At 71.6% G+C, this 25,532-nt stretch carries 20 protein-coding genes; 12 read left to right on the top strand and 8 right to left on the bottom strand.

What is annotated here, in order from left to right; all coding sequences use genetic code 11:
- Positions 1-30: 30 nt before the first annotated feature.
- Positions 31-915, bottom strand: coding sequence for a CoA ester lyase (locus J2X36_RS12750; protein ID WP_132254474.1), 885 nt, complete (start codon positions 913-915; stop codon positions 31-33).
- A 179-nt stretch (positions 916-1,094) separates the two neighbouring features.
- Here J2X36_RS12750 and J2X36_RS12745 point away from each other — a divergent pair, with 179 nt between their 5' ends.
- The gene (locus J2X36_RS12745) at positions 1,095-1,484 is read left to right on the top strand and encodes a tautomerase family protein (protein ID WP_310350143.1); all 390 of its coding nucleotides are present in this window, start codon (positions 1,095-1,097) and stop codon (positions 1,482-1,484) included.
- 95 nt (positions 1,485-1,579) lie between these two features.
- Positions 1,580-1,954, top strand: coding sequence for a hypothetical protein (locus J2X36_RS12740; RefSeq protein WP_132254472.1), 375 nt, complete (start codon positions 1,580-1,582; stop codon positions 1,952-1,954).
- A gap of 13 nt (positions 1,955-1,967) precedes the next feature.
- Here J2X36_RS12740 and J2X36_RS12735 read toward each other — a convergent pair whose 3' ends face one another.
- A complete protein-coding gene (locus tag J2X36_RS12735) occupies positions 1,968-3,332 on the bottom strand; it encodes an MATE family efflux transporter (protein WP_310350141.1) in 1,365 nt (454 codons plus the stop codon).
- Positions 3,333-3,392: 60 nt separating this feature from the next.
- Positions 3,393-3,746 (bottom strand): DUF6460 domain-containing protein, encoded by a 354-nt coding sequence (locus J2X36_RS12730; protein WP_310350139.1) that lies wholly within the window; start codon positions 3,744-3,746, stop codon positions 3,393-3,395.
- A gap of 277 nt (positions 3,747-4,023) precedes the next feature.
- Between J2X36_RS12730 and J2X36_RS12725 the strand changes: the two genes are divergently transcribed.
- From J2X36_RS12725 to pdeM, 3 genes are read left to right on the top strand one after another with little or no spacing between them, the layout of a single operon-like run.
- Entirely contained in the window at positions 4,024-4,986 is a 963-nt protein-coding gene (locus J2X36_RS12725) for an alpha/beta hydrolase (RefSeq protein WP_310350137.1), read from the top strand.
- Between the two features lie 6 nt (positions 4,987-4,992).
- Positions 4,993-7,638 (top strand): ligase-associated DNA damage response DEXH box helicase, encoded by a 2,646-nt coding sequence (locus J2X36_RS12720; protein ID WP_310350135.1) that lies wholly within the window; start codon positions 4,993-4,995, stop codon positions 7,636-7,638.
- Between the two features lie 35 nt (positions 7,639-7,673).
- Complete coding sequence (pdeM, locus tag J2X36_RS12715; RefSeq protein ID WP_310350324.1) at positions 7,674-8,387, top strand: ligase-associated DNA damage response endonuclease PdeM; 714 nt, start codon at positions 7,674-7,676, stop codon at positions 8,385-8,387.
- Here pdeM and J2X36_RS12710 read toward each other — a convergent pair whose 3' ends face one another.
- The 3 genes from J2X36_RS12710 to J2X36_RS12700 all read right to left on the bottom strand — a co-directional run bounded on the left by J2X36_RS12710 (position 8,388) and on the right by J2X36_RS12700 (position 13,349).
- On the bottom strand, positions 8,388-9,455 hold the full coding sequence (locus J2X36_RS12710; protein WP_310350133.1) for a putative sulfate exporter family transporter: 1,068 nt from the start codon (positions 9,453-9,455) through the stop codon (positions 8,388-8,390).
- A gap of 15 nt (positions 9,456-9,470) precedes the next feature.
- The gene (locus tag J2X36_RS12705; protein ID WP_310350131.1) at positions 9,471-9,908 is read right to left on the bottom strand and encodes a DUF3429 domain-containing protein; all 438 of its coding nucleotides are present in this window, start codon (positions 9,906-9,908) and stop codon (positions 9,471-9,473) included.
- 132 nt (positions 9,909-10,040) lie between these two features.
- Positions 10,041-13,349 (bottom strand): hypothetical protein, encoded by a 3,309-nt coding sequence (locus J2X36_RS12700; RefSeq protein ID WP_310350128.1) that lies wholly within the window; start codon positions 13,347-13,349, stop codon positions 10,041-10,043.
- Positions 13,350-13,642: 293 nt separating this feature from the next.
- On the opposite strand from J2X36_RS12700, the gene J2X36_RS12695 reads away from it, so the two are divergent.
- From J2X36_RS12695 to J2X36_RS12680, 4 genes are all read left to right on the top strand, one after another.
- The gene (locus tag J2X36_RS12695) at positions 13,643-15,436 is read left to right on the top strand and encodes an acyl-CoA dehydrogenase C-terminal domain-containing protein (RefSeq protein ID WP_310350126.1); all 1,794 of its coding nucleotides are present in this window, start codon (positions 13,643-13,645) and stop codon (positions 15,434-15,436) included.
- Between the two features lie 132 nt (positions 15,437-15,568).
- A complete protein-coding gene (locus J2X36_RS12690) occupies positions 15,569-16,777 on the top strand; it encodes an acetyl-CoA C-acetyltransferase (protein WP_310350125.1) in 1,209 nt (402 codons plus the stop codon).
- 130 nt (positions 16,778-16,907) lie between these two features.
- Positions 16,908-17,387, top strand: a complete 480-nt coding sequence (locus J2X36_RS12685) for a hypothetical protein (protein WP_310350124.1) — start codon at positions 16,908-16,910, stop codon at positions 17,385-17,387.
- 192 nt (positions 17,388-17,579) lie between these two features.
- A complete protein-coding gene (locus tag J2X36_RS12680; RefSeq protein ID WP_310350122.1) occupies positions 17,580-19,781 on the top strand; it encodes a 3-hydroxyacyl-CoA dehydrogenase NAD-binding domain-containing protein in 2,202 nt (733 codons plus the stop codon).
- A 120-nt stretch (positions 19,782-19,901) separates the two neighbouring features.
- Here J2X36_RS12680 and J2X36_RS12675 read toward each other — a convergent pair whose 3' ends face one another.
- Both J2X36_RS12675 and ligA read right to left on the bottom strand, forming a co-directional pair.
- Entirely contained in the window at positions 19,902-20,810 is a 909-nt protein-coding gene (locus J2X36_RS12675; RefSeq protein ID WP_310350121.1) for a 3'-5' exonuclease, read from the bottom strand.
- 85 nt (positions 20,811-20,895) lie between these two features.
- Complete coding sequence (gene ligA / locus J2X36_RS12670) at positions 20,896-23,277, bottom strand: NAD-dependent DNA ligase LigA (protein WP_405029781.1); 2,382 nt, start codon at positions 23,275-23,277, stop codon at positions 20,896-20,898.
- A 315-nt stretch (positions 23,278-23,592) separates the two neighbouring features.
- Here ligA and J2X36_RS12665 point away from each other — a divergent pair, with 315 nt between their 5' ends.
- From J2X36_RS12665 to J2X36_RS12655, 3 genes are all read left to right on the top strand, one after another.
- Positions 23,593-24,486, top strand: a complete 894-nt coding sequence (locus J2X36_RS12665; protein ID WP_132254458.1) for a sulfite oxidase heme-binding subunit YedZ — start codon at positions 23,593-23,595, stop codon at positions 24,484-24,486.
- A 73-nt stretch (positions 24,487-24,559) separates the two neighbouring features.
- Positions 24,560-24,880 (top strand): hypothetical protein, encoded by a 321-nt coding sequence (locus tag J2X36_RS12660; RefSeq protein WP_405029776.1) that lies wholly within the window; start codon positions 24,560-24,562, stop codon positions 24,878-24,880.
- Between the two features lie 51 nt (positions 24,881-24,931).
- Entirely contained in the window at positions 24,932-25,486 is a 555-nt protein-coding gene (locus tag J2X36_RS12655; protein WP_132254456.1) for a Uma2 family endonuclease, read from the top strand.
- Positions 25,487-25,532: the final 46 nt, after the last annotated feature.

Genomic DNA, 25,532 nt, shown 5'->3' with positions numbered 1-25,532 from the left:
CGGCCCGGCCGGTGCCCCGTCAGTGCCCCGTCAGTGCCCCTTGGCGGCGATCGCCTCGGACCAGACGACGGCGCGCTTGGCCATGCCGATATGCTGGCGCTCGTACATGCGGCCCTCGACCTTGATGGCGCCGCGCTTGGCGTTCTCGGGCAGGTCGAACGCGTCGATCACGAGGCGGGCGCGGCGCACCTCCTCCTCGGTCGGGGCGAAGGAGGTGTTGGCGGGTTCCAGCTGGTTCGGGTGGATCAGCGTCTTGCCGTCGAAGCCGAGGTCGCGGGCCTGCCGGCACTCGACGCGGCAGCCCTCCACGTCGCCGATGTCGTTCCAGACGCCGTCGAGGATGGTCAGCCCCTCCGCGCGGGCGGCCGCCAGCGTGAACATGATCCAGGGCAGCATCGGCACGCGGCCGGGGACGAGCTGCGCCCAGGTGTCCTTGGCGAGATCGTTCGTGCCGAGCACGAAGCAGGTGAGCCGGGTGCGCGGGTCGCGCTTGGCGGCGGCGATCTTCTGGATGTTGAGGATCGCGGCCGGCGTCTCGATCATCGCCCAGATCTTGATCTCGGGCGGGGCGTCGAGGGCCTCCAGATGGTCGGCGATGCTCTCCAGCACGGCCGGCGAGGACACTTTCGGCATCAGGATCGCGTCGGGGCGGGCGGCGATGGCGGCCCGCAGGTCCGCGTCGCCCCAGGGCGTCTGCGGCGCGTTCACCCGGATGATGATCTCGCGGTCGCCGTAGGCGCCGCTGCGCGCGGCCGCGCAGACCTGCTCGCGGGCGAGCTCCTTCTCCTCCGGCCCGACCGCGTCCTCGAGGTCGAGGATCAGCGAATCGGCCGGCAGCGTCTTGGCCTTGTCCAGCGCGCGCGGGTTGGAGCCCGGCATGTAGAGCACGCTGCGGCGCAGGCGAAGATCGGACATGGGCTGCTTCCTCGTGGTGTGCGGCAACCGTTTAGAGCAAGGCAGCGGCCATGCCACGAGGCGCCCCAGAAAAATGCGCGATAATCCGCGGGGTTTGATACCGCCGGGCCGTGGCGTTGCGGCACAACCCGGCGGCGACTGCTAGAGAGCCCGGCACGCCACCATCGACGAGAGACATCATGCCCCTTCTTCGCTTCGACCTGATCGAGGGCCGCACCGAGGCCGAGCTGACAACGCTGCTCGACGCCGCCCACGAGGCGATGCTGGAGGCATTCCGCGTGCCGCCGGGCGACCGCTACCAGATCGTGACCGAGCACAAGCCGTCGCGGATGGTGATCGAGGATACCGGGCTCGGCATCCCGCGTACCCGGAACGTCGTCGTGGTGCAGATGATCACCCGGCCCCGCTCGCAGGAAATGAAGCAGACCTTCTATCGGCTCCTCACCGAGAAGCTCGAGGCGCGCTGCGGCATCGCCCCGTCCGACGTGATGGTCTCCTGCGTGGTCAACACCGATGCGGATTGGAGCTTCGGCCACGGGCGCGCGCAGTTCCTCACCGGGGAACTCTGAACACTCCCTCCCGCCTCAGACGGGACAGGGCCGGCGCCCCCGTTTGGTCATGTTCGGCTGCGAAAGCGGCGCCGGATCAATGGGGGTGACACGCCATGAAGGCAGTCTGTTTCGGCCTGATGCTCGCTGCGGCCGCCGCCGCGCCGCAGGCGGCGCTCGCGGGCAGCAGCACGACGATCGGCGTCGGCTCGGGCGCGGTGGCCGGCGCCATCGTCGGGGGCCCGATCGGTGCGGTGGCGGGCGCCGTGATCGGCGGGGTCGTCGGCTCGTCGAGCGAGCGGGCGGGCGGGCGCCGCCATCGCCGGGTCCGGGCCTATCGCCGCTCCCGCGCCGAGGCCGCGCCCGTGCGCCGCTACGTGCAGCGTGGCGCCGAGCCGGTCGCGCAATCGGCCGCGCCGCCGAGCCTCACGCCCCGCGCGCCGACGCAGACCGGGTCGGTCGCCGGCTCGGGCTGGAAGGACCCGCGCTGAGGCCCGCCGGGCCTCAGCCCCGCGCGGTGCCCGGGCTCGGTGCGGCCGCGCCGCGGCCCAGCCCGAAGGTCGTCCGCAGCAGCCTCGGATAGGCCAGCGCCTGACCGCCCCCGCGGGCGGCCAGGAAGCTCAGGAAGGCGATCCAGAGGCCGGTATTGCCGAGCCCGGCCCAGACCATCAGCATCAGGATCAGCGCGTAGGTGAGGAAGGCCGCGATCATCAGGTCGCGCATCGCCCGCGTCCAGGTCGCGCCGATATAGATCCCGTCATAGGCGAAGGGCGTCGCCGCGACGAAGGGGCCGAGCGCGGCGAGCGGCAGGTAATGCCGGGCCGCCTCGCGCACCTCCGCGTTCGTCGTCACCGAGGCGATGAAGAGGTCGCCTCCGAGATAGGCGATCAGGCTCACGGCCAGCCCGAATCCGAGGCACCAGAGCAGGGAGAGCCGCGCGGCCCGCGCGAAGGCCTCGGCCGAGCGCGAGCCGACCGCCTGCCCGCACAGGGTCTCGGCCGCGGTGGCGAAGCCGTCGAGGAAGAAGCCGCCGATCAGGAAGAGATTCCACAGGACGGCGTTGGCGGCGAGCGTCACGTCGCCCATCCTCGCCCCCAGCGCCGAGAACAGGGCGATGCCCGCCACCAGCGCGAGCGTCCGGATCAGGACGTCGAGGTTGACGCTGAGCATCCGCCGCAGCGCGACCGGATCGCGCACCGCGGCCAGCGGCACCCGGAACGGATGGGTGCCGAGCCGGGCCAGGACGGCGAGGCCGAGGGCGAGGCCCCCCGCCTCGGCGAGGAGGGTCGCGCTCGCGGCGCCCGCGAGATTCCAGCCGAAGCCGAGGACGAAGAGCAGGGTCAGGGCGATGTTGGCGCAGTTGATCGCAACCTGCAGCAGCAGGCCGAGATCGGTGCGCCCGCGCCCGAGCACGGAGCCGAGCACCGCGTAGTTCGCGAGCGTGAAGGGCGCGGCGAAGATCCGGACGTGGAAATAGAGGGTGAGCCCTTCCGCCACCGCCGGGCTGGCGCCGCTCACCGCGATGGCGCCGGCGCCCAGCGGCACCTGCAGGACGACGAGGGCGAGGCCCGCGAGCGCGCCCGCCGCCAGGGCGCGGGCGAGCGTCCGGTCGATCTCGGCGCCGTCCCGGGCACCGACCGCCTGCGCCGTGAGCCCCGCCGTCGCCATCCGGAGCGAGCCGAAGGACCAGAAGATCGCGTCGAAGATCACGGCGCCGAGCGCCATGGCGCCGAGGAGCGCCGCGTCCCCGAGCCGCCCGATCACGGCCGCGCCGACGAAGCCGAGCATCGGCGTGGTGACGTTCGCCAGCGTCATCGGCAGGGCGAGCGCGAGGACGCGCCGCCCGGTCACGGGCGCGGGAGCGTGCATGGGGTCGGGTCCGATTGCGGGAGTGTGACCGCGCCTCCCCTCACCGGAAGGCGGTCGGCGCTATTTCGAGACCGCGAACAGGCGGGAGATGAGCCAGAGCGGCACCACCACCACCGCGCCCGCGATGATCCATCCGCCGAAATCGTGGAAGGCCTCGAGGCCGAGATCCACCAGCGCGCGCACCGTGTCGTAGGCGTGCCAGAACAGGCGGGCCGGCGTCAGCCCGAGCATCGCCATGAAGGCGCCGACGAGGATCGACAGGAAGAGCAGCCGCAGGAAGACCGCAGCCGGAGAGCCGCCGAGGAACCGGCGGAGCGACGAGGGCCGATTCTCGCTGTAGCCGTGCGGCGGCGCCTGGTACTGCGACCCCTGGTAGCGCGAACCTGGGCGGCGCGGGTCCTGCTCGACGATCATGCGTGTTCCTCGGCGAAGTCGCCCCCTGAAGACCGCCCGAACCCGGCGGAAGCGTGACGGATGCGTCACACCCACCGCGAAACCCGCCAGCGCCTGACGCGTTAGGCGGTTTCGCGTTCCACCCCGAGATGGCAATGCGGCCCCGGCCCGCCAAGGTCACCGGCCCTCACGCCGCCGGTCCTTGCGCAGTCAACCGCCTGTGCGGAAGCGGGATGCCCCGTCCGCGCTTGCGCGCAATCGTGTTACGCTCGAACTCCACCGACGAGACGAAGGCCCTATGATCGACCACGCCCTCTTCGACCCGGCGACGATCGATCCCGAAACGAAGCGGCTCAACGCCGAGATCGTCGCCGCGCATGCCGCGCAGGAAGATCCCTGGGAGCTTCCGATCGAGGAGGTGCGCGCGCGCCGCCGCCGCGGCACCCAGGCCTCGCCCGCGATGCCGCGCAGCGCCCGGGCCGAGACGATGACGATCGAGGGGCCGGGCGGCCCCCTTGCCCTGCGCGTGATTCGCCCCCGCCTGCGGCCCGGCCAGTCGCCGCGCGGCGCCTATCTGCACATCCATCGGGGCGGATGGGTCTGGGGCTCGGCCGACGAGCAGGATCCCTGGCTGGAGCGGATTGCCGACAATTGCGGCTTCATCTGCCTCTCGGTCGAGTACCGGCTCGCGCCGGAGCACCCGTATCCCGCCGCCCTGGAGGATTGCGAGGCCGCGGCCCTGTGGCTCGCCGGACCCGGCCGGGCGGAGCTCGGCGTGCACGCGTTGACGATCGGCGGCGAGTCGGTCGGCGCGCATCTCGCCGTGATGGTGCTCCTGCGCCTGCGCGACCGGCACAGGCTGCCCCGCGCCTTCCGGGGCGCCAACCTCAATGCGGGCTTCTACGATCTCGGGCTGACGCCGAGCGTGCGCAACTGGGGCGACGAGCGCCTCGTCGTGAACACCCGCGACCTCACCCGCTTCGCCGACGATTACGTGCGCGCGGGCGTCGACCGGCGCCGGCCCGACGTCTCGCCGATCTACGCCGACCTGAAGGGGCTGCCGCCGGCCCTGTTCACGATCGGCACCGCCGACCCGCTCATCGACGACACGCTCTACATGTCGGCCCGCTGGGCGGTGGCCGGCAATGGCGGCCACACGGCGGTCTATCCCGGCGGCTGCCACGTCTTCGTGCGCTATCCCGGCGAGATGACCGAGCGGGCGCTCGAACTGATCGACCGCTTCCTCACGGCCCTCGCTTGACCCCCCTTGCCTGAGGGGCCGCCCGACGACCCGACGCTGCCGCCGCGCTTCGCGGATTGGTTCGCGCGGCGCGGCTGGCGGCCGCGCGCCCACCAGCTCGACCTCCTGCGGATCGCGGGCGGCGGCCGCTCGGCCCTCCTCGTCGCCCCGACCGGCGCCGGCAAGACGCTCGCGGGCTTCCTGCCGAGCCTCGTCGCGCTCGCCGGGCGGCCTGGAGGCACGAAGGCCGCGGGCCTCCACACGCTCTACGTCTCGCCGCTGAAGGCGCTCGCCGTCGACATCGCCCGCAATCTCGACGCGCCGATCGCCGAGATGGCCCTGCCCGTCCGCGTCGAGACCCGCACCGGCGACACGCCCGCCCACAAGCGGACCCGGCAGATCGAGCGGCCGCCGGACATCCTGCTGACGACCCCCGAGCAACTCTCGCTCCTGATCGCCCGCCGGGAGGCGGCCGAGCTGTTCGGGTCGCTCCGCTGCGTCGTCCTCGACGAGCTCCACGCCCTCGTCACCTCGAAGCGCGGGGACCTGCTCTCGCTGGCGCTCGCCCGCCTGCACCGCCTCAGCCCCGGCCTGACCGCGATCGGCCTCTCGGCGACGGTGCGGGAGCCGGACGAGTTGCGCCGATACCTCGTGCCGCAGAAGGCGCTGCCGGGCCGCGACGCAGCCCCCTCTCCCGTTCGGGAGAGGGATGGGGTGAGGGATGCGACCTCTCCGGAACGGGCGCCACCGAGCCCCCCGAGCGAACCGGAGGACGATTCCTCGGCACCGGAGGCGGAGGGCGCCCCGCCGCCCATGGCCGACCTCGTCGTCGTCGCGGGCGGTGCCAAGCCCGACCTGCGCATGCTCGAGATCGACCTGCGGCTGCCGCTCGCCGGGCACACCGCCTACCAGTCGATGCCCGCGATCTACGACCTGATCCGGGCCCACCGCACGGTGCTCGTCTTCGTCAACACCCGGCTCCAGGCCGAGTACACCTTTCAGGAGCTGTGGCGGCTCAACGACGACGTGCTGCCGATCGCCCTCCATCACGGCTCCCTCGACGCGCAGCAGCGCCGCCGCGTCGAGGCTGCGATGGCGGCGGGTCAGCTGCGGGCGATCGTCTGCACCGCCACGCTCGACCTCGGCATCGACTGGGGCGACGTCGATCTCGTCGTGAATATCGGCGCGCCGAAGGGGGCGAGCCGGATCATGCAGCGGATCGGCCGGGCGAACCATCGGATGGACGAGCCCTCGAAAGCCTATCTCGTGCCGGCCAACCGCTTCGAGATCCTCGAATGCCGAGCGGCCCTCGACGCCGTCGAGGAGGCGGCGCAGGACACGCCGGACGCCCGGCTCGGCGCGCCGGACGTGCTCGCCCAGCACGTCCTCGGCATGGCCTGCGCCGACGCCTTCGACCCGGTCGCGCTCTACGACGAGGTGACGGCGGCCGCCCCCTATGCCGGACTGACCTGGGAGGAGTTCGAGCAGGTCGTCGATTACGTGGCCACCGGCGGCTACGCGCTGCGCGCCTACGAGCGCTTCGCCAAGATCCTGCGCGGGCCGGACGGGCTCTGGCGGGTGCGCGACGCGCGGGTCGCGCAGCAATACCGCATGAACGTCGGCACCATCATCGAGGCGAGCAAGGTGAAGGTGCGGCTCGCCCGCTCGCTGCGGGGCAAGCCCGGCACGGTGCTGCCGAAGACCGGCCGGGTGCTCGGCGAGATCGAGGAGGATTTCGCCGAGACGCTCACCGTCGGCGACACCTTCCTCTTCGCCGGCGAGGTGCTGCGCTTCGAGGGGCTCGCCGAGGACGAGGCGCTGGTGACGAAGGCCGGCCCCGGCACCGATCCGGCGATCCCCTCCTACGCGGGCGCCAAGTTCCCCCTCTCGACCTTCCTCGCCGCCCGGGTGCGGGCGCTGATCGCCGACCCGTTCGAGTGGGACCGCCTGCCGCGACAGGTCTCGGACTACCTGCTGCAGCAGCGCCGCCGCTCGCTCCTGCCGGGCCCACGCGACCTCCTCGTCGAGACCTTCCCCCGCGGCGGGCGCCATTACCTCACCGCCTTCCCCTTCGAGGGGCGCCTCGCCCACCAGACGCTCGGCATGCTGCTGACGCGGCGCCTGGAGCGGGCGCGGCTGAGGCCGCTCGGCTTCGCGGCCAACGATTACGGCATCGCCATCTGGACGACCCGCGACGTCGGCGAGCGCATCGGCTTCGAGCCGGGCTTCCTGGAGACCCTCTTCGCCGAGGACATGCTCGGCGACGACCTGGAGGCGTGGCTCGACGAATCCGCGATGATGAAGCGCACCTTCCGGCAATGCGCCGTGATCGCCGGGCTGATCGAGCGGCGCTTTCCCGGCCAGAAGAAGACCGGGCGCCAGGTCACGATCTCGACCGACCTCGTCTACGACGTCCTGCGCAAGCACCAGCCCGACCACCTCCTCCTGCGTGCAGCCCGGCAGGATGCGGCAACCGGACTCCTCGACGTGAGGCGCCTCGGCATGATGCTAAGGCGCATCCAGGGGCGAATCATCCACAAGGCGCTCGACCGCGTCTCGCCTCTCTCCGTCTCCGTGATGCTCGAGATCGGGCGCGAGCGGGTCTACGGAGAGGGGGCCGACGAGATTCTGGCCGAGGCCGAGGCGCAGCTTCTCGAAGAGGCGCTGGCGTGAGCGATGCCGACCCGTTCACGCGAGAGGACCGGATCTTGGCGCTCGGCCAGAGACTTGAGAAGATTACCAAGGCCCCCGGCCTGATCCTGGCGGGCGAGAGCCTGACCCTCGACCTGTGCGGCGGCCTCTGGCTCGAGGCGCACCGGACGCTGATCGTCTCGGACCTCCACCTCGAGAAGGGCTCCTCCTTCGCCGCGCGCTCGGGCCAGTTCCTGCCCCCCTACGACACCCGCGAGACGCTCGCCTGCCTGCACGAGGCGGTCGCCCGCTTCGACCCGCGCTGCGTGGTGGCGCTCGGCGATTCCTTCCACGACGCCCGCGGCCCCGAGCGGATGGAGCCCGGCGACCGCGCCCTGCTCGCCGCGCTGCAGGAGGGCCGGGACTGGGTCTGGATCGCGGGAAACCACGACGCGGCGGTCAACGAGGGCGTCGGCGGCCGCTACACGGAGACGCTGAGCCTCGGCGGGCTGTCCCTGCGCCACGAGCCGAGGCCGGGGGCCGCGGTGGGCGAGGTCGCCGGGCATCTCCATCCCTGCGGCAAGGTCGCGATGCGCGGGCGGGCCGTGCGCCGCCGCTGCTTCGTCTCGGACGGCCACCGTCTGATCATGCCGGCTTTCGGCGCCTTTACGGGCGGCCTCAACGTGCGCGACGCCGCCTTCGAGCCGCTCTTCCCGAACGGCTTCACGGCCCATCTCCTCGGCGACGGCCGCGTCTTCGCGATCGGCCGCACCATGCTGGCCCGGGACTGATCAGCCGAGGCCGAGCCCGCGGATCAGCCCCAGGCTGACCCCGAGCAGGAGCAGGAGGGACAGGGTCACGGCGGCCGTGACCCGGCCCCCGACGCGCCCGATCACCCGGACATCGACGCCGAGGCCGAGGCCCGCCATCGAGACCACGGTGAGGAGCCCGGCCGCCCTGGTCATCGGCCCGACGGCCGCGTCGGGCACGAGGCCGAGGGAGCGCAGGGCCGCCAGCGCCAGGAAGCCCAGGATGAACCAGGGTACGAGCCGGAGCGGGTCGAAGCGGCGGCGGGCTTGCGCCGGCGCCGCGTCCCGGAAGCGGGAGGCCATCAGCGACAGGGCCACGACGACCGGCCCGAGCATCAGGACCCGCACGAGCTTCACCAGCGTGCCGATCTGCGTGGCGACGAGACCCGCCGGCACGGTCGCGGCGAGCACCTGCGGCACCGCGTAGACGGTGAGGCCCGCCAGGATCCCGTACTCCCCGGCCCCGAGGCCGAGGAACGGGATCAGCAGGGGCAGGCCGAGGACCATCAGGACGCCGAGGATCGCCGTGAACGAGATCGCGGAGGCGACGTCGTCGCCCTCGGCCCCGATCACGGGCGCCACCGCCGCGATCGCGGAATTGCCGCAGATCGCGTTGCCGCAGGCGATCAGGATCGCGATTTTCGGCGGAAGGCCGAGCAGGCGACCGATTCCGTAGCTCGCCCAGAGGGTTACGACCACGACGGCGATGATCGCGATCAACAGAACGGGGCCCGACGCGATGATCGCGCCGAGGCTCACCGAGGCCCCAAGCAGCATCACCGCGACCTCGAGGAGCTGCTTGGCGCCGAACGCGATGCCCGGTCGCCAGCCGGGGCCCGGCTCCCAGACCGTGCGCAGCGCCATCCCGCCGAGGATGGCGACGACCAGGGCCTCCACGTAGGGATGCCCGAAGGCCTGCTCCTCCACCGCCTGCAGGGCGATGGAGAGAAGGGCCACCCCGAGGCAGAGGCCGATGCCCGGAAGGAGATCCGCGGCGCCCGCCCGCCACGCCGCAGGGCCCGTTGGCTCCCGTCCGGGCCCGCGCGGCACGGCGCGCCGCCGCCGTCAGGCCGCGATCAGCAGCGCGACCCCGGCGACGCCCGACAGGACGAGGCGCAGCCGGCCGAGCCAGCTCGGCACGAGGCCCCGGCGCGGCAGATCCTGGTCGATCAGGCCCCAGGCGAGGACGAGAGCGCCGAGGACGCGCAGGTCCCACGGGGCCGGCGCCGCAAGCGCCGCCCAGGCGAGGAGGGACGGCACGATGGCGACGAGATAATCCGCGTTGCCCGCATTGCGGGCGGCGGCTGCTCCCCAGCGGATACCGCCGAGGAAGGACGCGATCACGGCGCCGTAGGCCGAGAGAATCGTGCGCGGCGACAGGCCGATCGTCCCGAGCCCCCCGTCGCTCCCGCTCACGGCGAGGGCCGCGAAGCCGAGAAAGGGGATCAACCCGGCGACGCCGAGGATGACGGCTCCGAGCGGAACCGGTGTCACGCGCGCCATCAGCACTCCCGGTCATGGATTGCCGGCCGGTCCCGGCCGGCGCGTCCGAACGGGTATACGGTCGGCGCTCCGGGCAGTTCCCCTCTGCGGCAATATGGCCAAGCTTTGCCGGGTTCGGCCGTTCTGCCGGGTTCAGGTGCGGTTCTTCGGGGGGGTGAAGCTCGCCGGCACGCCGCTCGGGGGCGGTGCGCCGAGGAGCGTCATCGAAGCCGGAGCCTCGTTCGACGGCGGCGGCTCGTTGATGGCGGGGTCGATCCGGCGGGGCTTGAACGCGGTCGCGATGCTGCGCGCGTTCGCGAGGTCGCTCGGGCTCAACTTGGCGGCGACGTCGTCCCGCTTCTTGCCCGCATCGTCGTCCCCCTGCGCGGCGGCGGCGGCGAACCACGCGTAGGATTGCACGAGGTCTTGCGTGACGCCGAGGCCCCGCGCGTAGAGAACGGCGAGATTGTACTGGCTGTCGCGGACGCCGAACTCGGCCGCACGGCGGAACCAGGAGGACGCCGTCGCGTAGTCGGGCCGTCCGGACGGGCCGGGATTCTCGGCGTAGAGGACCGCGAGGTTGTGCATCGAGCGGGCATGCCCCTGCTCGGCGGCGCGCCCGTACCAGAGCTTCGCCTGGCCGAGATCCCGGATGACGCCGGAGCCTTTCTCGTGATGGCCCGCGAGCTTGTACTGCGCCGGCGCGTAGCCGCCGGCCGCGAGCTTCTCGTAGAGCTTGGCTGCCACCGCGAGGTCGCGCGGCATGCCGCGCCCGTCCGCCTCGCGGGACGCCAGCTCGTAGATCGCCGCGCCGTCGCCCTCGAGCGCGGCCTGGCGCAGCTTGGCGAGCCCCGTCGGCACGCCGGCGAGGTCGCCCGCCAGCGTCCCCATGCCCGCAACCTGCGGGACAACGGAGCGGGCGGAGCCTGGCGCCGGGGTGGCCGCGTCCGCACCGCGGGCCGGAATCGCCTGCGTCGTCTGCGGATCGGCGGGGGCCGTGCGCGGTTCGGCCGGGGTCTGGACCGGTGCCTGCGCGGCGGCCTGCGCCGGCCGCGCCTGGGTGGTGGAATCGGCGGCCGGGGTCTCCCGCGGCGCGGATTCGACAATCTGAGGGGCGGCGGGTGCCGGGGCGGAATCCTCCCGCAGCCCGATGGCCTGGAGGGCGCCGAGGAGGAGCACGATCGCCGCGAGGCCCAGAAGCAAGGGCCGGCGACGCCGATCGATCTCCGCCTTCAGGCGGGCGGTCCGGCCTGTGCTGCGCGAAGGCGCCGCGAGGCTGGCGCGGATGCCCGCACGATCCTCGCGGAGTTCCGCCGCGAGACTCGCCTCCGACGCGACCTCGGCCTGGGCGGCCTGGGCGGCCCGGCGGGCGGCGGCGATGAAGCTCGTCTTGATGTCCGCCGAGGCGTCGCCCGGCTCTCCCGTCTCGGGCACGGTCTCGCGGCTCGGGCGGCCGGCACCGGGTTCGAGCAGCTCGTCCGCGACGCGGGCGGTGTCGACGGCCGGCACCGACGCGCCGACCGAGATGCGGGGCAGCTCGGGCCGGCGTCCTCCCCGCGCGCGGGGCGCGGGCATGCTGGTCGAGGCGAGCAGGCGCTCCTCGATCGGCTCCTCGCGAGCCTGCGGCGGCTTCGGCGCGGCGCGCAGGACCGAGGCGTCGCCCTCGACGGTGCCGAGACGCGCGACCAGGCGGTCGAGGGCGCTCTGGACGCCCGCGAGCGTCGATTGCAGGCGCTGATCCGACGCCTCGTGCCGGTGGAGGAGATCGCTGAAAGCGGAGCGCAGGCCACCGATCTCGGCCGGATCGGCATTCTGCGACCGGCCGACCATCGCCGCGACGGCATTGCGCGCCGCGAGTTCCGCCGCCGCTTCGATCGGGGCCTCCTCGCGCAGAGAAGAGACCTGCCGGAGCAGCTCGCTCATCGTGCGCTCGAGGCCGGCCAGCGTCGGATCGGCGCCGCGAGCGTCGATGCGGTTCGTCAGCGCGAGGACCTGGCGCTCGAGGGCGTCGAGGCCCTCGCTGCCGCCCCGGGCGCCGACGCCGTCGACCTTCTCGGCGAGGATCCGCAGCTGCGCCTGGATCGTGGCGAGCTCCGCGCTCTCCCGCGGCGGCTGGCGCAGGGTCTCGCCGAACTCTTCGAGGCGGTCGATCAGCTCGCCGACGGGGCTCGCGCTCACGCGCTCCATCCGGTCGGCGAGGGCGTCGATGCGGCCGAGGATCGCCTGCGATTCGGCCGGCGCCGACCGCGCGGCGCGCTCGTGAAGCGCGTCGAGCTTCCTCGCCATGGCCTGGATCTGCTCGGCGAGGTCGCCGGCATTCGGCACCTTTAGGCCGCTGCGGATCTCCTCGAGGAGCGGGCGCAGCTCCGCCATCTCGGCATGGTCGGCGCCGACGCCGCGCTGCAACTGCGCGACCTGGGCGCTGATCGCCTGGACACCCTGCGCGAGGCTCTGGATGCGCTCAGGGCCGGCCAGCGAGGCGATCAGCCGGCGGATCTCGTCGAGTTCGCCGAAGAGGTTCGACAGGGCGTCGCGGTCCGCGAAGCCCGTGGCGCCTCCCGACAGCGCGCTGTCGACGCGGGCGGCGAGCCGCTCCACGTCCCGCGCCACGCGGGCATGCACGTTGTCGGCGACGTCGCCGGCCAGCCGCTCGACCTGGACCCGGATCAGCTCGATCGGCGCGGCGATGGCGGCGAGGTTCGCCGGCTCCTGCGTGCGCTCCACGCCGTTGGCGAGAGAGAGCATCGCCTGTTCGAGGGCGCCGACGTCCTGACCGGTGGCGAGCCCGCCGATCGACTCGCGCAGACGGCTCGTCTCGCGCTGCAATTCGGAGATCGCCGGGGAGAGCGTGCGGGAGGCTTCGATCCGCTCCTCGAGATTCCGCTGAAGGGCGCCGACGCCGTCGGACCCGGCCTCGCCGCCGTCGAGCTCGCGCTGCCGCTGGCGGATCTCGCTGACCGCGTCGCGCTTCTCCGCGATGGCGGGGCGGCCACGGCGCCCCAGCGGGCGGGGCGCGGCGAGCTGCTCGCCGAGTTCCGACATGCGGCGCTCGATGTCGCCGAGGCGATCCGCCACCTTCTGCACGGGCGCGGCACCCTCGCCCACCGCCTTGGCGATGCGGGCCTCGATCTCCTCGATCCCGCGGCCGGCGGCGTCCTTCGACGCGACGCGATCCTCGGCGATGGTGCGGTCGATCGCGTCGAGGCGGCTCATCAACGCGTCGAGCGTCGCCGTGAAACGGTCCGCGGTATCCGGCTCGGCTGTCTTCGGCGGCGCGCTCGCGGGCTCGGGCGCGGAGGTCTCCTCCGGCGCGCGCCGCCTGCGGGCGGGCTTCTTCTCGGCCGGCAGCACGGACGCCATCCAGGTCTCGAGCGGGACGCCGGCACGAAGGGCGACCTCCCGAGCAGCCTCGATCACGTCCGGGTCGAAGCCCTCGAAGCTCGGGGTGGGATTGCGTCTCATCGTCGGACCTGGGATCGACAGCTTCCGGTGCCGGTCCTCGCGCCCCCCGCCCGTATCGCAGGTTGCGCGGACTGACCCGCCTGTCCGAACAATTAACTTTCTTGGTAAACACCCCGTTAAGCACGGTCGCCTTTCGGACGGTGCAATCTAGGCGGGCCGGCGCAGCCTCCCCCAAGCACCCTCTTGCCCTCGCCCATCGAGATAGTTTACATATGAACTATCGAGGGAATCGCGGCGCGCCGCGCGGCCTCGGATGAGAAGGGCGCGCAGCCGCCCATGACGGAGGAATTCAGATGCCGAGCTATCGCGCCCCGGTCGAGGACGTGCTCTTCCTCCTGAACGACGTGCTCGGCTTCCACCGCCACGACAATCTCGCCGGCTTCGCGGACGCCTCGCCGGACGTGGTCGAGGCCGTGCTCTCGGAGGGGGGCAAGCTCGCCGAGGAACTGCTCGCGCCGCTCAACCTGTCCGGCGACCATGAGGGTTGCACCCGCCACGCGGACGGCTCGGTGACGACGCCGAAAGGCTTCAAGGCCGCGTACGACGCTTACTCGGCGGGCGGCTGGATGGGTCTCTCGGTGCCGGAGGAGTTCGGCGGCCAGGGCCTGCCCCAGACCCTCAACACGGCGATCCAGGAATTCGCCTCGTCCGCGAACCTCGCCCTCGCCATGTATCCGGGCCTGACCCAGGGCGCCGTCGCGGCGCTCCTCGTGCACGGCTCGGACGAGCAGAAGAAGACCTACCTGCCGAAGATGGTCGAGGGTGCCTGGACCGGCACCATGAACCTCACCGAGCCCCATTGCGGCACGGATCTCGGTCTCCTGAAGACCAAGGCCGTGCCGAACGGCGACGGCTCCTACGCGCTGACCGGCACGAAGATCTTCATCTCGGCCGGCGAGCACGACCTGTCCGAGAACATCGTGCATCTCGTCATCGCCCGCATCGAGGGCGCGCCGGCCGGCACCAAGGGCATCTCGCTCTTCGTGGTGCCGAAGTTCCTGGTGAACGCGGACGGCTCGGTGGGCGAGCGCAACGGCGTGTCCTGCGGCTCGATCGAGCACAAGATGGGCATCCACGGCAACTCGACCTGCGTCATGAACTACGACGGCGCCAAGGGCTGGCTCGTCGGCGAGGCCAACCGCGGGCTCAACGCCATGTTCGTGATGATGAACGAGGCGCGGCTCGCCGTCGGCGTGCAGGGGCTCGGCCAGTCCGAGGTCGCCTACCAGAACGCGGTGGCCTACGCGAAGGACCGCCTCCAGGGCCGCGCCCTCACCGGCGCCAAGGCGCCCGACAAGGCCGCCGACCCCATCATCGTGCATGCGGACGTGCGCCGCACCCTGATGCAGATCCGCGCCTTCAACGAGGCGGCCCGCGCCCTGGTGCTCTGGACGGCGCTGCAGGCCGACATCGTGCACCGCTCGCAGGATGCCAAGGAGCGGCAGGCGGCCGACGACCACATGGGTCTGATGACCCCGGTGGTGAAGGGCGTGCTCACCGACAAGGGCTTCGACAACGCGGTCGCCGCCCAGCAGATGTTCGGCGGCCACGGCTACATCGAGGAATGGGGCATGTCGCAGTTCGTGCGCGATGCCCGCATCGCCATGATCTACGAGGGCGCCAACGGCATCCAGGCGATGGACCTGATCGGCCGCAAGCTGCCCAAGGACGGCGGGCGCGCCATGATGACCTTCCTCGGCGAGGTCCAGACCTTCATCAAGGACCACGACGAGGACGAGACGCTGAAGGCCTTCACGGGCCCGCTCCAGGCGGCACTCAACGACCTGCAGGGCGCGACCATGTGGTTCATGCAGAATGCGATGGCCAAGCCCGACAATGCGGGCGCCGGGGCCACCGACTACATGCACCTCCTCGGTCTCGTCGCGCTCGGCTACATGTGGGCCCGCATCGCCAGGGCCGCGGCCGCGAAGAAGCAGGCTGAGAACGGCTTGGCCGAGCGGATGGAGGCCAAGCTCGTCACCGGCCGCTTCTTCATGGAGCGGATGCTGCCGGAGACGGCTGTGCGCCTCACCCGGATCAAGGCGGGCGCCGAGACCACGATGGCGCTGCCGGTCGAGGCATTCTGAGAATGCCGGCTTGACGCAGGATCGAGCGCGGGTCCCCTCTCCCGTCCGGGGGAGGGACGGGGTGACGGACGCGACCTCTCCGGGTGCGGCCGTCCCCTGACGACCCGGCCGGAGGACAACGAGGAAGACACCATGCCCGAGGCCTACATCTACGATCACGTCCGCACGCCCCGCGGGCGCGGCAAGCCGGACGGCTCGCTGCACGAGGTGACGGCGCTGCGGCTGGCCGAGGCCGCACTGCGCGCGATCCAGGAGCGCAACGCCCTCGACACGCGCCGCGTCGACGACGTGGTGCTGGGCTGCGTCGACCCGGTCGGCGAGGCGGGCGGCGACATCGCCCGCGCGGCGGCGCTCGTGGCCGATTACGGCACCCATGTCCCCGGCGTGCAGATCAACCGCTTCTGCGCCTCGGGCCTCGACGCGATCAATTTCGCCGCGGCCCAGGTCATGGCCGGACAGCACGACATGACGGTGGGCGGCGGCGTCGAATCGATGAGCCGCGTCGGGCTCGGCGCCTCGGGCGGGGCCTGGCCCGTCGATCCCCACATCGCCATCAAGTCCTACTTCATGCCGCAGGGCGTCTCGGCCGACCTGATCGCGACCAAGTACGGCTTCACCCGCGACGATTGCGACGCCTACGCGGTCCAGTCGCAGAAGCGCTCCGCCAAATCCTGGGACGAGGGCCTGTTCCGCAATTCGGTCGTGCCGGTGAAGGACGTCAACGGCATCACGCTTCTCGACCGCGACGAGCACATGCGGCCGGGCACCGACATGCAGTCCCTCGGCCAGCTCAAGCCCTCCTTCGTGCAGATGGGGCAGATGGGCGGCTTCGACGCGGTCGCGACGGACGCGCATCCCGACGTCGAGGCGGTCGACCACGTCCACCACGCCGGCAATTCGTCGGGCATCGTCGACGGTGCCGCGGCCGTGCTGATCGGCTCCCGGGAAGCCGGCGACGGGGCCGGTCTCAAGCCCCGCGCCCGCATCCGGGCCTTCGCTAATATCGGCTCGGACCCGGCCCTGATGCTGACCGGACCGGTCGACGTGACGCGCAAGGTCCTGAAACGCGCCGGCCTGGACCTGTCCGACATCGACCTGTTCGAGATCAACGAGGCCTTCGCCTCCGTGGTCCTGCGCTTCCAGCAGGCCTTCGACCTCGACCCGGCGAAGGTAAACGTCAATGGCGGCGCCATCGCCATGGGCCATCCGCTCGGAGCCACCGGCGCGATGATCCTGGGCACGGTGCTCGACGAGCTGGAACGCACCGGCAAGGAGCGGGCCCTCGTGACGCTCTGCATCGGCGCCGGCATGGGCACGGCGACCATCATCGAACGGGTGTGAGAAACCGGGGGCCCGGGGGTGCGGCGCGGACGCCGCGCCTCCCAAACCCTTGCGCGGGCTGGTAGAGGGCGCGCGGCCGCCCCGACGCACGGGGCGGCCTCAAGAGACCAGCCATGGGAGAAACGCCACGATGACGCGACTGCTCGCCACCCTCTGCCTGACGACGGCTCTCGCCCTGCCGCTCGCCGCCCGCGCCGACGAGGCCGCGGACAAGCTCGCCGAGGCCAAGACCCTCGTTCAGAAGACCGTGATCAAGAACTTGGAGAACGGGTTCACCGTCGCCCTGGAGAAAACCGTCGCGCCGATGAAGGACGAGAAGGCCGATGCCGTCCGCAAGGAGGTGCGCGCCGAGTTCGAGAACCAGCGCGGCATCATGGTCGAAGGCTTGGCCAAGGAATACGCCGACAAGTTCTCGCTCGCCGAGCTGAAGCACATCAACGAGATCTACGACGACAAGACCTACCAGAAGTTCCAGACGATGAACGCCGATCCGTCCTCGACGGTGACCACGATCTCGCAGAACGCCGTCACGAAGCTCATCAACATGCTGACGATCGCCGCGGCCGGGGAGAACGGCGGCCCGGCAGGAATGCCGATGCCGGCGAAATGAGGCCCGGCGCCTCGGGACGGACGGCCGTTCGATCGGCGCCGCCCTGACGCGAGGCGGCCGGAGCCCGACGGCTCCGGCCCCGCCCGGCGGACCGGCACCGAGACCTTGACCCACGCGTCCCGCGCGAAGCGGGACGGCCCGAACGACCCGGCGGGGTGAGCAGCCTCACCGATGCCAACCCGAGGATCAGCGATGAATCTCACGAATTTCCGCTTCGAGACCGACGCCGACGGCATCGCGCTGGCCACCTGGGACATGCCGGGCCGCTCGATGAACGTCATCACCCCCGAGGTGATGGACGAGCTCGCGCGGATCGTCGATGCGGTGGCGGGCGACGCGGCCATCAAGGGCTGCGTCATCGCCTCGGGCAAGGACAACTTCTCGGGCGGCGCCGACCTCACCATGCTCCAGGGCCTCGGCCGCGAGTACGAGCGCCTCAAGGCCGAGCAGGGCGAGGAGGCCGCGATGCGCGCCTTCTTCGAGGAATCGCGGCGCCTCAGCCTGCTCTACCGGAAGCTCGAGACGTGCGGGAAGCCCTTCGCCGCGGCGGTCGCCGGCGTCTGCCTCGGCGGCGCCTTCGAGCTGGCGCTCGCCTGCCACCACCGAATCCTCGCCGACGACGACAGGACGCGGGTCGGCCTGCCCGAGATCAAGGTCGGGTTGTTTCCCGGCGCCGGCGGCACGCAGCGCGTGGCCCGCCTGATGCAGACGGGCGACGCGCTGCAGATGCTGTTCAAGGGTGAGCAGATCCGCCCGCTCATGGCGCGCAACATGGGCCTCGTCCACGCGGTCGCGCCGAAGGACGAGATCGTCGCCAAGGCGAAGGAGTGGATCCGGGCCGGCGGCTCGGCCGTCGCGCCCTGGGACGTGCCGAAGTTCAAGGCGCCGTCCGGCAAGGTCTACTCGCCCGCCGGGATGATGATCTGGCCGCCGGCGAACGCGATCTACCGCCGCGAGACGCACGACAATTACCCGGCCGCCAAGGCGATCCTCACCTCCGTTTACGAGGGTTTGCAACTGCCGATGGATCTCGCCCTCAAGGTCGAGAGCCGGCACTTCGCCCGGATCCTGCGCACCACGGAGGCGGCGGCGATGATCCGCACCCTGTTCATCTCGATGGGCGAGCTGAACAAGGGCGCGCGCCGGCCCAAGGACGTGGCTCCGACCGCCATCAGGAAGGTGGGCGTCGTCGGCGCGGGCTTCATGGGCGCGGGCGTCGCCTACGTCTCGGCCAATGCCGGCATGGAGGTCGTGCTGATCGACCAGTCGGTCGAGGCCGCCGAGAAGGGCAAGGCCTACGCCCACACGCTCGTCACCAACCAGATCAGCAAGGGCCGCGCCAAGACCGCCGACCGCGACGCGCTGCTCGCCCGCATCCATGCCAGCGCCGACTACGCGGACCTCAAGGATTGCGACCTCGTCATCGAGGCCGTCTTCGAGGACCCGAAGGTGAAGGCCGAGGTGATCGGGAAGGTCGAGGCCGTGATCGGCCCCGACGTGATCTTCGCGTCGAACACCTCCACCCTGCCGATCACGGGGCTCGCCAAGGCCTCGGGCCGGCCGGAGCAGTTCGTGGGCATCCACTTCTTCTCGCCGGTCGAGAAGATGATGCTCGTGGAGATCATCCGCGGCGGCACCACGGGCGAGCGCGCCGTCGCGACGGCCCTCGACTACGTGCGGGCGATCAAGAAGACGCCGATCGTCGTCAACGATTCCCGTGGCTTCTTCGCCAACCGCTGCGTCCTGGCCTACGTCCTCGAAGGCCACAAGATGCTGTTGGAGGGCGTGCCCCCCGCCATGATCGAGGCGACCGGGCGCATGGCCGGAATGCCGGTCGGCCCGCTCTCGCTCAACGACGAGGTGGCGCTCGACCTGGGCCTCAAGATCGCCCGCGCCACCGAAGCTCAGCTCGGCGCCGACGCGGTCGATCCGGGCCAGATGAAGCTCCTCACCGCGCTCGTCGAGACCCACGGCCGACTCGGACGCAAGAACAAGAAGGGCTTCTACGATTATCCCGAGGGCGCGCCGAAGCGCCTCTGGCCCGGCCTCAGGGACCTGCAGCCGGCCCGCCTCGATCCGGATGCGGTGGATGTGGAGGAGTTGAAGCATCGCCTGCTCGTGGTCCAGGCGCTGGAGGCGGCCCGCACCGTCGGAGAGGGCGTGATCACGGACCCGCGCGAGGCCGATGTCGGCTCCATCCTCGGCTTCGGCTTCGCGCCCTTCACGGGCGGCGCCCTCTCCTACATCGACTTCATGGGCGCCAAGGCCTTCGTCGATCTCGCCCACGGCCTCGAGGCCAAGCACGGACCCCGCTTCGGCGTGCCGGACAACCTCCTGCGCATGGCCGAGACCGGCGGCACCTTCTACGGCGAGGCGGCCCAGCAAGCCGCGTGAGCGGACGGGTGCGGGATCGGATCCTTGGGGCGCGGTCGCACTCCCGGCCCCCGCCCTCTCCCGAAAGCGAGAGGACGCCCGTCGCCCTGACGGGCGCCCTCGTCCGGGGCTCGATCGGGCTTAAGCCGCCTGCACGCGCCGCACCCGCTCCGGCTCGACCCGGTGGCCGGCCGGCGCGCCCTCGATCAGGCGGCGCAGGCGCTCGACGTCGGCGTGGTTGGCCGAGATCAGGTCGGTGACGTCGCCATCCACCATCGCGTCGACGTGACGGCAGCGGCGGCGGTTCCGCCCGGCCATGCAGGAGCAGCGGAGATAGAGCCCGAAGGGTTTCTCCTCCAACGCGACCTCGTAGCGGTTGCCGGTGCTGCCTCGAATCATGAAGCGGATCTCGTTCGGAGCCTGCCGCGCGCGGCGAGCCGCGAACAGGGCGCGGCCGGACACGCCTTCGCGCGCGGGCGGCGGCCGGTCAGGTCCCGGCGCGAGCCGGGTCACCGGCATCGGCAGCACCCGCGCGAGCCCGGCGACGTCCCCTGCCCCTGTCTCCCGCACGGCCGCGAGCGCGATCTCGGCGCAGGCATAGGCGTCCTCGCCCGCGTCGTGATGCTCGAAGCGGATGCCGAGGCGCCCCGCCACCTTGCCGAGCCCGCAGCCGGCCGGATCCGGGAAGACCCGCCGGGCGATCTGCAGGGTGCAGAGGTAGGAGAAGGCGGGCACCGGCCGGCCGTGGGCGGCGAGCGAGGCGCGCAGCACCCCCATGTCGAAGGGCGCGTTGTGGGCGAGGATCAGCCCGCGTTCGAGATCGGGCAGGAATTCCGCCATCACCTCCGGAAAGGCGGACTTGTCGCGAACGTCGGCCGGCAGGATGCCGTGGACGCGGATGTTGCCGGGCGAGAAGCGCAGCTCCGGCGGGCGGATCAGGCGCGATTCGCGCCGGACGACGCGCCCACCCTCGATCCAGGCGAGCCCGACCGCGCAGGCGCTGTCGCGCCGCTCGTTCGCCGTCTCGAAGTCGATCGCCAGGCAGGTCATGGCGCGGACGATAGGGGTTCGGGGACTCGCCACGCAACCGTGAAGGCGCCGGCGCGGCAGACTGACGTCGCCGGCGCGGTCCGCCTCAGGCGCTCTCGAGCATCGCGATCCACTCGTCCTCGGAGACGACCCGCACCTTGTGCTTCTCGGCGTCCTTGAGCTTCGAGCCGGCGCCGGGACCGGCGACCACGAGGTCGGTCTTGGCCGAGACGGAGCCCGAGACCTTGGCGCCGAGCCGCTCGGCCGTGGCCTTGGCCTCGTTGCGGGTCATCCGCTCCAGCGAGCCCGTGAAGACCACGGTCTTGCCGGCGAAGAGCGCCGAGGAGCCTGCGGCCTGCATCGGCTCGACCGTGACTTCGGCGAGGAGCGCCCGCACGGCCTCGTCGTTGTGGGGCTCGGCGAAGAACTGGATCAGCGAATCCGTCGCCACCGGCCCGATCTCACCGTCGTCGGCGAAGACGTGATAGGCCTCGCCCGGCTGCTGCGCGGCCGCCCGGGCGAGCGCCGCCTCGGCCGCCTCCAGGCTCCCGAAATGGGCCGTCAGGCTCTCGCGCTGGGACGCGGTGAGGCGGGCGCGGAAGCCGTCCTCGCCGTCGGACACGTCCGCCTGCAGGAGCCGGTCGCGGGTGGTCGGGCCGATCCGCGGAACGGTCGAGAGCTCGATCCAGTCCGATCCCGCCTGCGCGTCGGCGGCGGCCCGCAGGGCCTCCATCAGGGCCGGCATGTCGGCGAAGCGCTTGGCGAGCGCCTTGGCCGTCGATTCGCCGATCTGCGGGATGCCGAGGGCGAACAGGAACCGGTTGAGGGGCAGGTGGCGGCGGGCCTCCACCGCCGCGACGAGGTTCTTGATAGCCTTGTCCTCGTCCTCGCCCTTCTTCTTGGCGGCCTTCTTCGGCGGCGGCTCGCCGGCGGCGCGCCGCTCGGCGGAGAGCGCCTCGCGCCGGGCCACGACGGCGGCCTTCAGACGATCGAAATCGAGGCGGAACAGGTCCGCCGGCTGGCGCACGACGCCCGCGTCGAACAGCACTTCGATGTAGGTCTCCCCGAAACCCTCGATGTCGAAGGCATTGCGCGAGACGAAGTGCTTCAGCCGCTCGATGCTCTGGGCCGGGCAGATCAGGCCGCCGGTGCAGCGGCGCACCGCGTCGACCTTTCCCGTGCGGGGGTTCGTCTCGCGCACCGCGCGGCTTCCGCAGGCGGGGCAGAGGGTCGGGAAGGCATAGGGCACGGAATCCGCGGGGCGCTTCTCGATGACGACGTCCATCACCTTCGGGATGACGTCGCCCGCCCGCTGCACCACGACGGTGTCGCCGACCCGGATGTCGCGGCCCTCGCGGATCGGCTCGCCATCGGCCCCGACACCCTGCACGTACCCCTCGTTGTGAAGCGTCGCGTTCGACACCACGACACCGCCGACCGTGACGGGGCTGAGCTTGGCGAGCGGGTTCAGCGAGCCCGTGCGCCCGACATTGATCTCGATATCCTCCACCACCGTGAAGGCTTTCTGCGCCGCGAATTTGTGCGCGAGCGCCCAGCGCGGCGCCCGCGAGACGAAGCCCAGCCGCCGCTGCAGGCCGAGGTCGTTCACCTTGTAGACGACGCCGTCGATGTCGTAGCCGAGGTCGGGCCGCGCCTCCTCGATCGCCCGGTAATGGGCGAGCATCGCGGGCGCGCCGTCGCAGAGCGCGGTCCGCGGGTTCACGGGCAGCCCCCAGGCCCGGAACCGGTCGATGACGCCGGCCTGCGTGCCCTCGAAGGCCGGGACGACCTCGCCCCAGGCATAGGCGAAGAACCGCAGCGGCCGCGAGGCCGTGATCGCGGGGTCGAGCTGGCGCAGCGAGCCCGCCGCGGCGTTTCGCGGATTGGCGAAGAGCGGCTTGCCCGCCGCTTCCTGGCGGGCATTGATGGCACCGAAATCCGCGTGGCTGAGATAGACCTCGCCGCGCACCTCGCAGACCTCCGGCACGTCCGCGCCCGTCAGCGTCTCGGGAATGTCCTGGACGGTGCGCGCGTTCGCCGTGACGTTCTCGCCGACCTCGCCGTCGCCGCGGGTCGCCGCCGTGACGAGGCGGCCGCGCTCGTAGCGGAGCGACAGGGACAGTCCGTCGATCTTCGGCTCGGCGGTGAAGGCGAGCGGCTCGCCCTCCGGCCAGTTCAGGAAGCGCCGGACGCGGGCGACGAACTCCTCGACCTCCTCGTCCGCGAAGGCGTTGCCGAGCGACAGCATCGGCACCGCGTGGCGCACCTTGGCGAATTTCTCCGAGGGCTTCGCGCCGACCGAGGCGCTCGCGGCGCCGGTGCCCGCGAGATCGGGGAAGCGAGCCTCGACCGTCTCGAGCTGGCGGCGCAGCGCGTCGTATTCCGCATCCGTCATGATCGGCGCGTCGGAGCCGTGATAGGCCTCGTCGGCCTCGGCGATCTCGACGGAGAGGGCTTCGTGCCGGGCCTTGGCCTCCGCCTCGGTCATCGCCTCGACCGCGTCGGCAGCGAGGGTCCGGTCCTGTGAGGCTTGTCGAGCGGCCATGGGGCGTGGCGTGTGTCCGGTGTCGGTTCAGGGCGGGGGCGAAACCTAGCCCAACGGCGCGGCGGTGGCGACGCAGCCGGGCACAGAATATCGGGGACGGCTGCCGACCACGTGTAACCGCGGCGGCGCCGCGGCGAATGGCCCGGCACGGGAACTCTCTCGTGCCATCGTGCGTCCGCGTTCGAGTGCGAATCTGGCGCCGAGCTTGCGCCCCGCACCATCACCCTCCCCAGCCGGATCCTCGAAGCCGCCCTCTCGATGCCCGCATCCGCACTGCCCCGAACCCTCCCCCGGCCCTGGCGAGACCGCGCCGGCCGCCTCTCCGGGTTGAAGCTCGCGGTGTTCCTGGCCGCGCTCGCGCCCGGGCTGTATCTCGCCGCCGCCTACGCCCTCGACGCTCTCGGCGCGAAGCCGATCACGGCTCTCCTGCACGGGACCGGGGAGTGGTGCATCCGTTTCCTGCTGCTCTCGCTCGCGGTGACGCCGCTGCGGCGGATCGCGAACTGGCCGAAGCTGATCAACCTGCGGCGGATGCTGGGGCTGACGGCCCTCGCCTACGCGCTGATCCACCTCGCCCTCTACGTGGTGGATCAGAACTTCATCCTGACGAAGGTCGTGTCCGAGATCGCGTTCCGGTTCTACCTGACGATCGGCTTCGTCGCGCTCCTCGGCCTGATCGCCCTCGGGATCACCTCGACCGACGCGGCGATCCGCCGGATGGGGCAGGCCTGGAACCGGCTCCACCGCATCGTCTACGCGGTCACGGCGCTCGGCCTGTTCCACTACTTCCTGCAGTCGAAGATCGACGTGTCCGACCCGGTGTTCTGGACCGGCCTGTTCCTGCTTCTGATGGGCTGGCGCCTGATTCAGCGCTTCCGGATCCCGATGAGCCCGCTGCCGCTCCTCGGCCTCGCGGTGGCGACGGGCGCCGCCACAGCCCTCCTCGAGGCGGCGTGGTACGGTCTGAAAAGCGGCGTGCCGGCGGGCATGGTGCTCGGCGCCAATCTCGACTTCTCCTACGTGATCCGCCCTGCCTGGTGGGTGCTCGCGGCGGGGCTCGTGCTTCCGCTCGTCAACATTCTCCGCGGATTGCCGGCGCCGGGACCTCTCGGTACGCGCCCGGCCCGATCGCGCGTGGTGCCGGCCGAGTAGCGGTCGGCGCCGGAGCTTGCCGACGCACGCGGGATGCCCGACAAGCCAGCCTTTGGACGAGGCGGGCGAGGACATGAGAGCGATGCGCACGGTTCTGGCAAGTCTGGCCCTGTTCACGCTGGCCACCGGCGCGCGGGCCGCCTGCACCCGGCCGGAGCCCCCGCCCCCGGATTCGAAGCCCGCCAAGCCGGCGCTGCCGGAAAAGCCCGCCTGCCTCGATGCCAAGGGCGGCTGCCCGGGATGGGAAGCCTACAGCTACAACGACGCCGTGAAGGCCTACAACGTGCAGGCGCAGGCCTTCCGCCCGCTCGCCGAAGCCTACGTCCAGAAGCTCAATGCCTACGTGAAGGCGAGCTCGGATTACGCGCAGTGCGAGGTGAAGACGCTGCAGTAGGCGCAACCGGCGACCTTCGCGGGAGACCGGCGTCATGGTAGTTTCGGTGCCATGAGCGCGCAGCCCCAAGCCATCATGACGGTCGAGGAATTTCTGTCATGGGCGGAGGGACGGCCCGGGCGCTATGAACTCATCGACGGCTTGGTGGTCGCGATGTCGCCGCAGCGCGTCCGGCACGCGGAAACGAAGCTGGCCATCCACGATGCGCTGCGCGCCGGCTTGCAGGCGGCCGAACTGCCCTGCCGCCTGCTTCCCGACGGTATGACAGTGCGCATCGATCGTGTGACGGCGTTCGAGCCGGATGCCCTGATCTATTGCGGCGAACGACTCGACGGCGATGCTGTCGAGGTACGAGACCCGATCGTCGTCGTCGAAGTGCTGTCGCCCGGCACGCGGAACACCGATACGGTGCGAAAGCTCGAGGGCTATTTTCAGGTCGCGAGCATCCTCCACTACCTGATCGTGCATCCGCAACGGCGGGTCGTCATCCACCACCGGAGGGGTGCGGCAGGTCTCATCGAGACGCGCATCGTGTCCGATGGCGCGCTGGACCTCAGCCCTCCGGGCCTCTCGCTTCGCGTGGACGATCTGTTTCCGGCGAGCTGACACCGCGGCTTGACCCCTGCCGGCCCGGGTGCGAGAGCGCGCCCAC

The organism is Methylobacterium sp. BE186 (assembly GCF_031457035.1).
GTDB classification, from domain to species: Bacteria; Pseudomonadota; Alphaproteobacteria; order Rhizobiales; family Beijerinckiaceae; genus Methylobacterium; species Methylobacterium segetis.
Note: the sequence above shows the minus strand (reverse complement) of the source record. Positions and strands in the feature narration are given on the sequence as shown.

Bases quoted from the DNA above. Each gene is read 5' to 3' on its own strand.
- J2X36_RS12750 (WP_132254474.1), bottom strand. From the start codon at position 915: ATGTCCGATCTTCGCCTGCGCCGCAGCGTGCTCTACATGCCGGGCTCC.
- J2X36_RS12745 (WP_310350143.1), top strand. From the start codon at position 1,095: ATGCCCCTTCTTCGCTTCGACCTGATCGAGGGCCGCACCGAGGCCGAG.
- J2X36_RS12740 (WP_132254472.1), top strand. From the start codon at position 1,580: ATGAAGGCAGTCTGTTTCGGCCTGATGCTCGCTGCGGCCGCCGCCGCG.
- J2X36_RS12735 (WP_310350141.1), bottom strand. From the start codon at position 3,332: ATGCACGCTCCCGCGCCCGTGACCGGGCGGCGCGTCCTCGCGCTCGCC.
- J2X36_RS12730 (WP_310350139.1), bottom strand. From the start codon at position 3,746: ATGATCGTCGAGCAGGACCCGCGCCGCCCAGGTTCGCGCTACCAGGGG.
- J2X36_RS12725 (WP_310350137.1), top strand. From the start codon at position 4,024: ATGATCGACCACGCCCTCTTCGACCCGGCGACGATCGATCCCGAAACG.
- J2X36_RS12705 (WP_310350131.1), bottom strand. From the start codon at position 9,908: ATGGCGCGCGTGACACCGGTTCCGCTCGGAGCCGTCATCCTCGGCGTC.
- J2X36_RS12700 (WP_310350128.1), bottom strand. From the start codon at position 13,349: ATGAGACGCAATCCCACCCCGAGCTTCGAGGGCTTCGACCCGGACGTG.
- J2X36_RS12695 (WP_310350126.1), top strand. From the start codon at position 13,643: ATGCCGAGCTATCGCGCCCCGGTCGAGGACGTGCTCTTCCTCCTGAAC.
- J2X36_RS12690 (WP_310350125.1), top strand. From the start codon at position 15,569: ATGCCCGAGGCCTACATCTACGATCACGTCCGCACGCCCCGCGGGCGC.
- J2X36_RS12685 (WP_310350124.1), top strand. From the start codon at position 16,908: ATGACGCGACTGCTCGCCACCCTCTGCCTGACGACGGCTCTCGCCCTG.
- J2X36_RS12680 (WP_310350122.1), top strand. From the start codon at position 17,580: ATGAATCTCACGAATTTCCGCTTCGAGACCGACGCCGACGGCATCGCG.
- J2X36_RS12675 (WP_310350121.1), bottom strand. From the start codon at position 20,810: ATGACCTGCCTGGCGATCGACTTCGAGACGGCGAACGAGCGGCGCGAC.
- ligA (WP_405029781.1), bottom strand. From the start codon at position 23,277: ATGACCGAGGCGGAGGCCAAGGCCCGGCACGAAGCCCTCTCCGTCGAG.
- J2X36_RS12665 (WP_132254458.1), top strand. From the start codon at position 23,593: ATGCCCGCATCCGCACTGCCCCGAACCCTCCCCCGGCCCTGGCGAGAC.
- J2X36_RS12660 (WP_405029776.1), top strand. From the start codon at position 24,560: ATGAGAGCGATGCGCACGGTTCTGGCAAGTCTGGCCCTGTTCACGCTG.
- J2X36_RS12655 (WP_132254456.1), top strand. From the start codon at position 24,932: ATGAGCGCGCAGCCCCAAGCCATCATGACGGTCGAGGAATTTCTGTCA.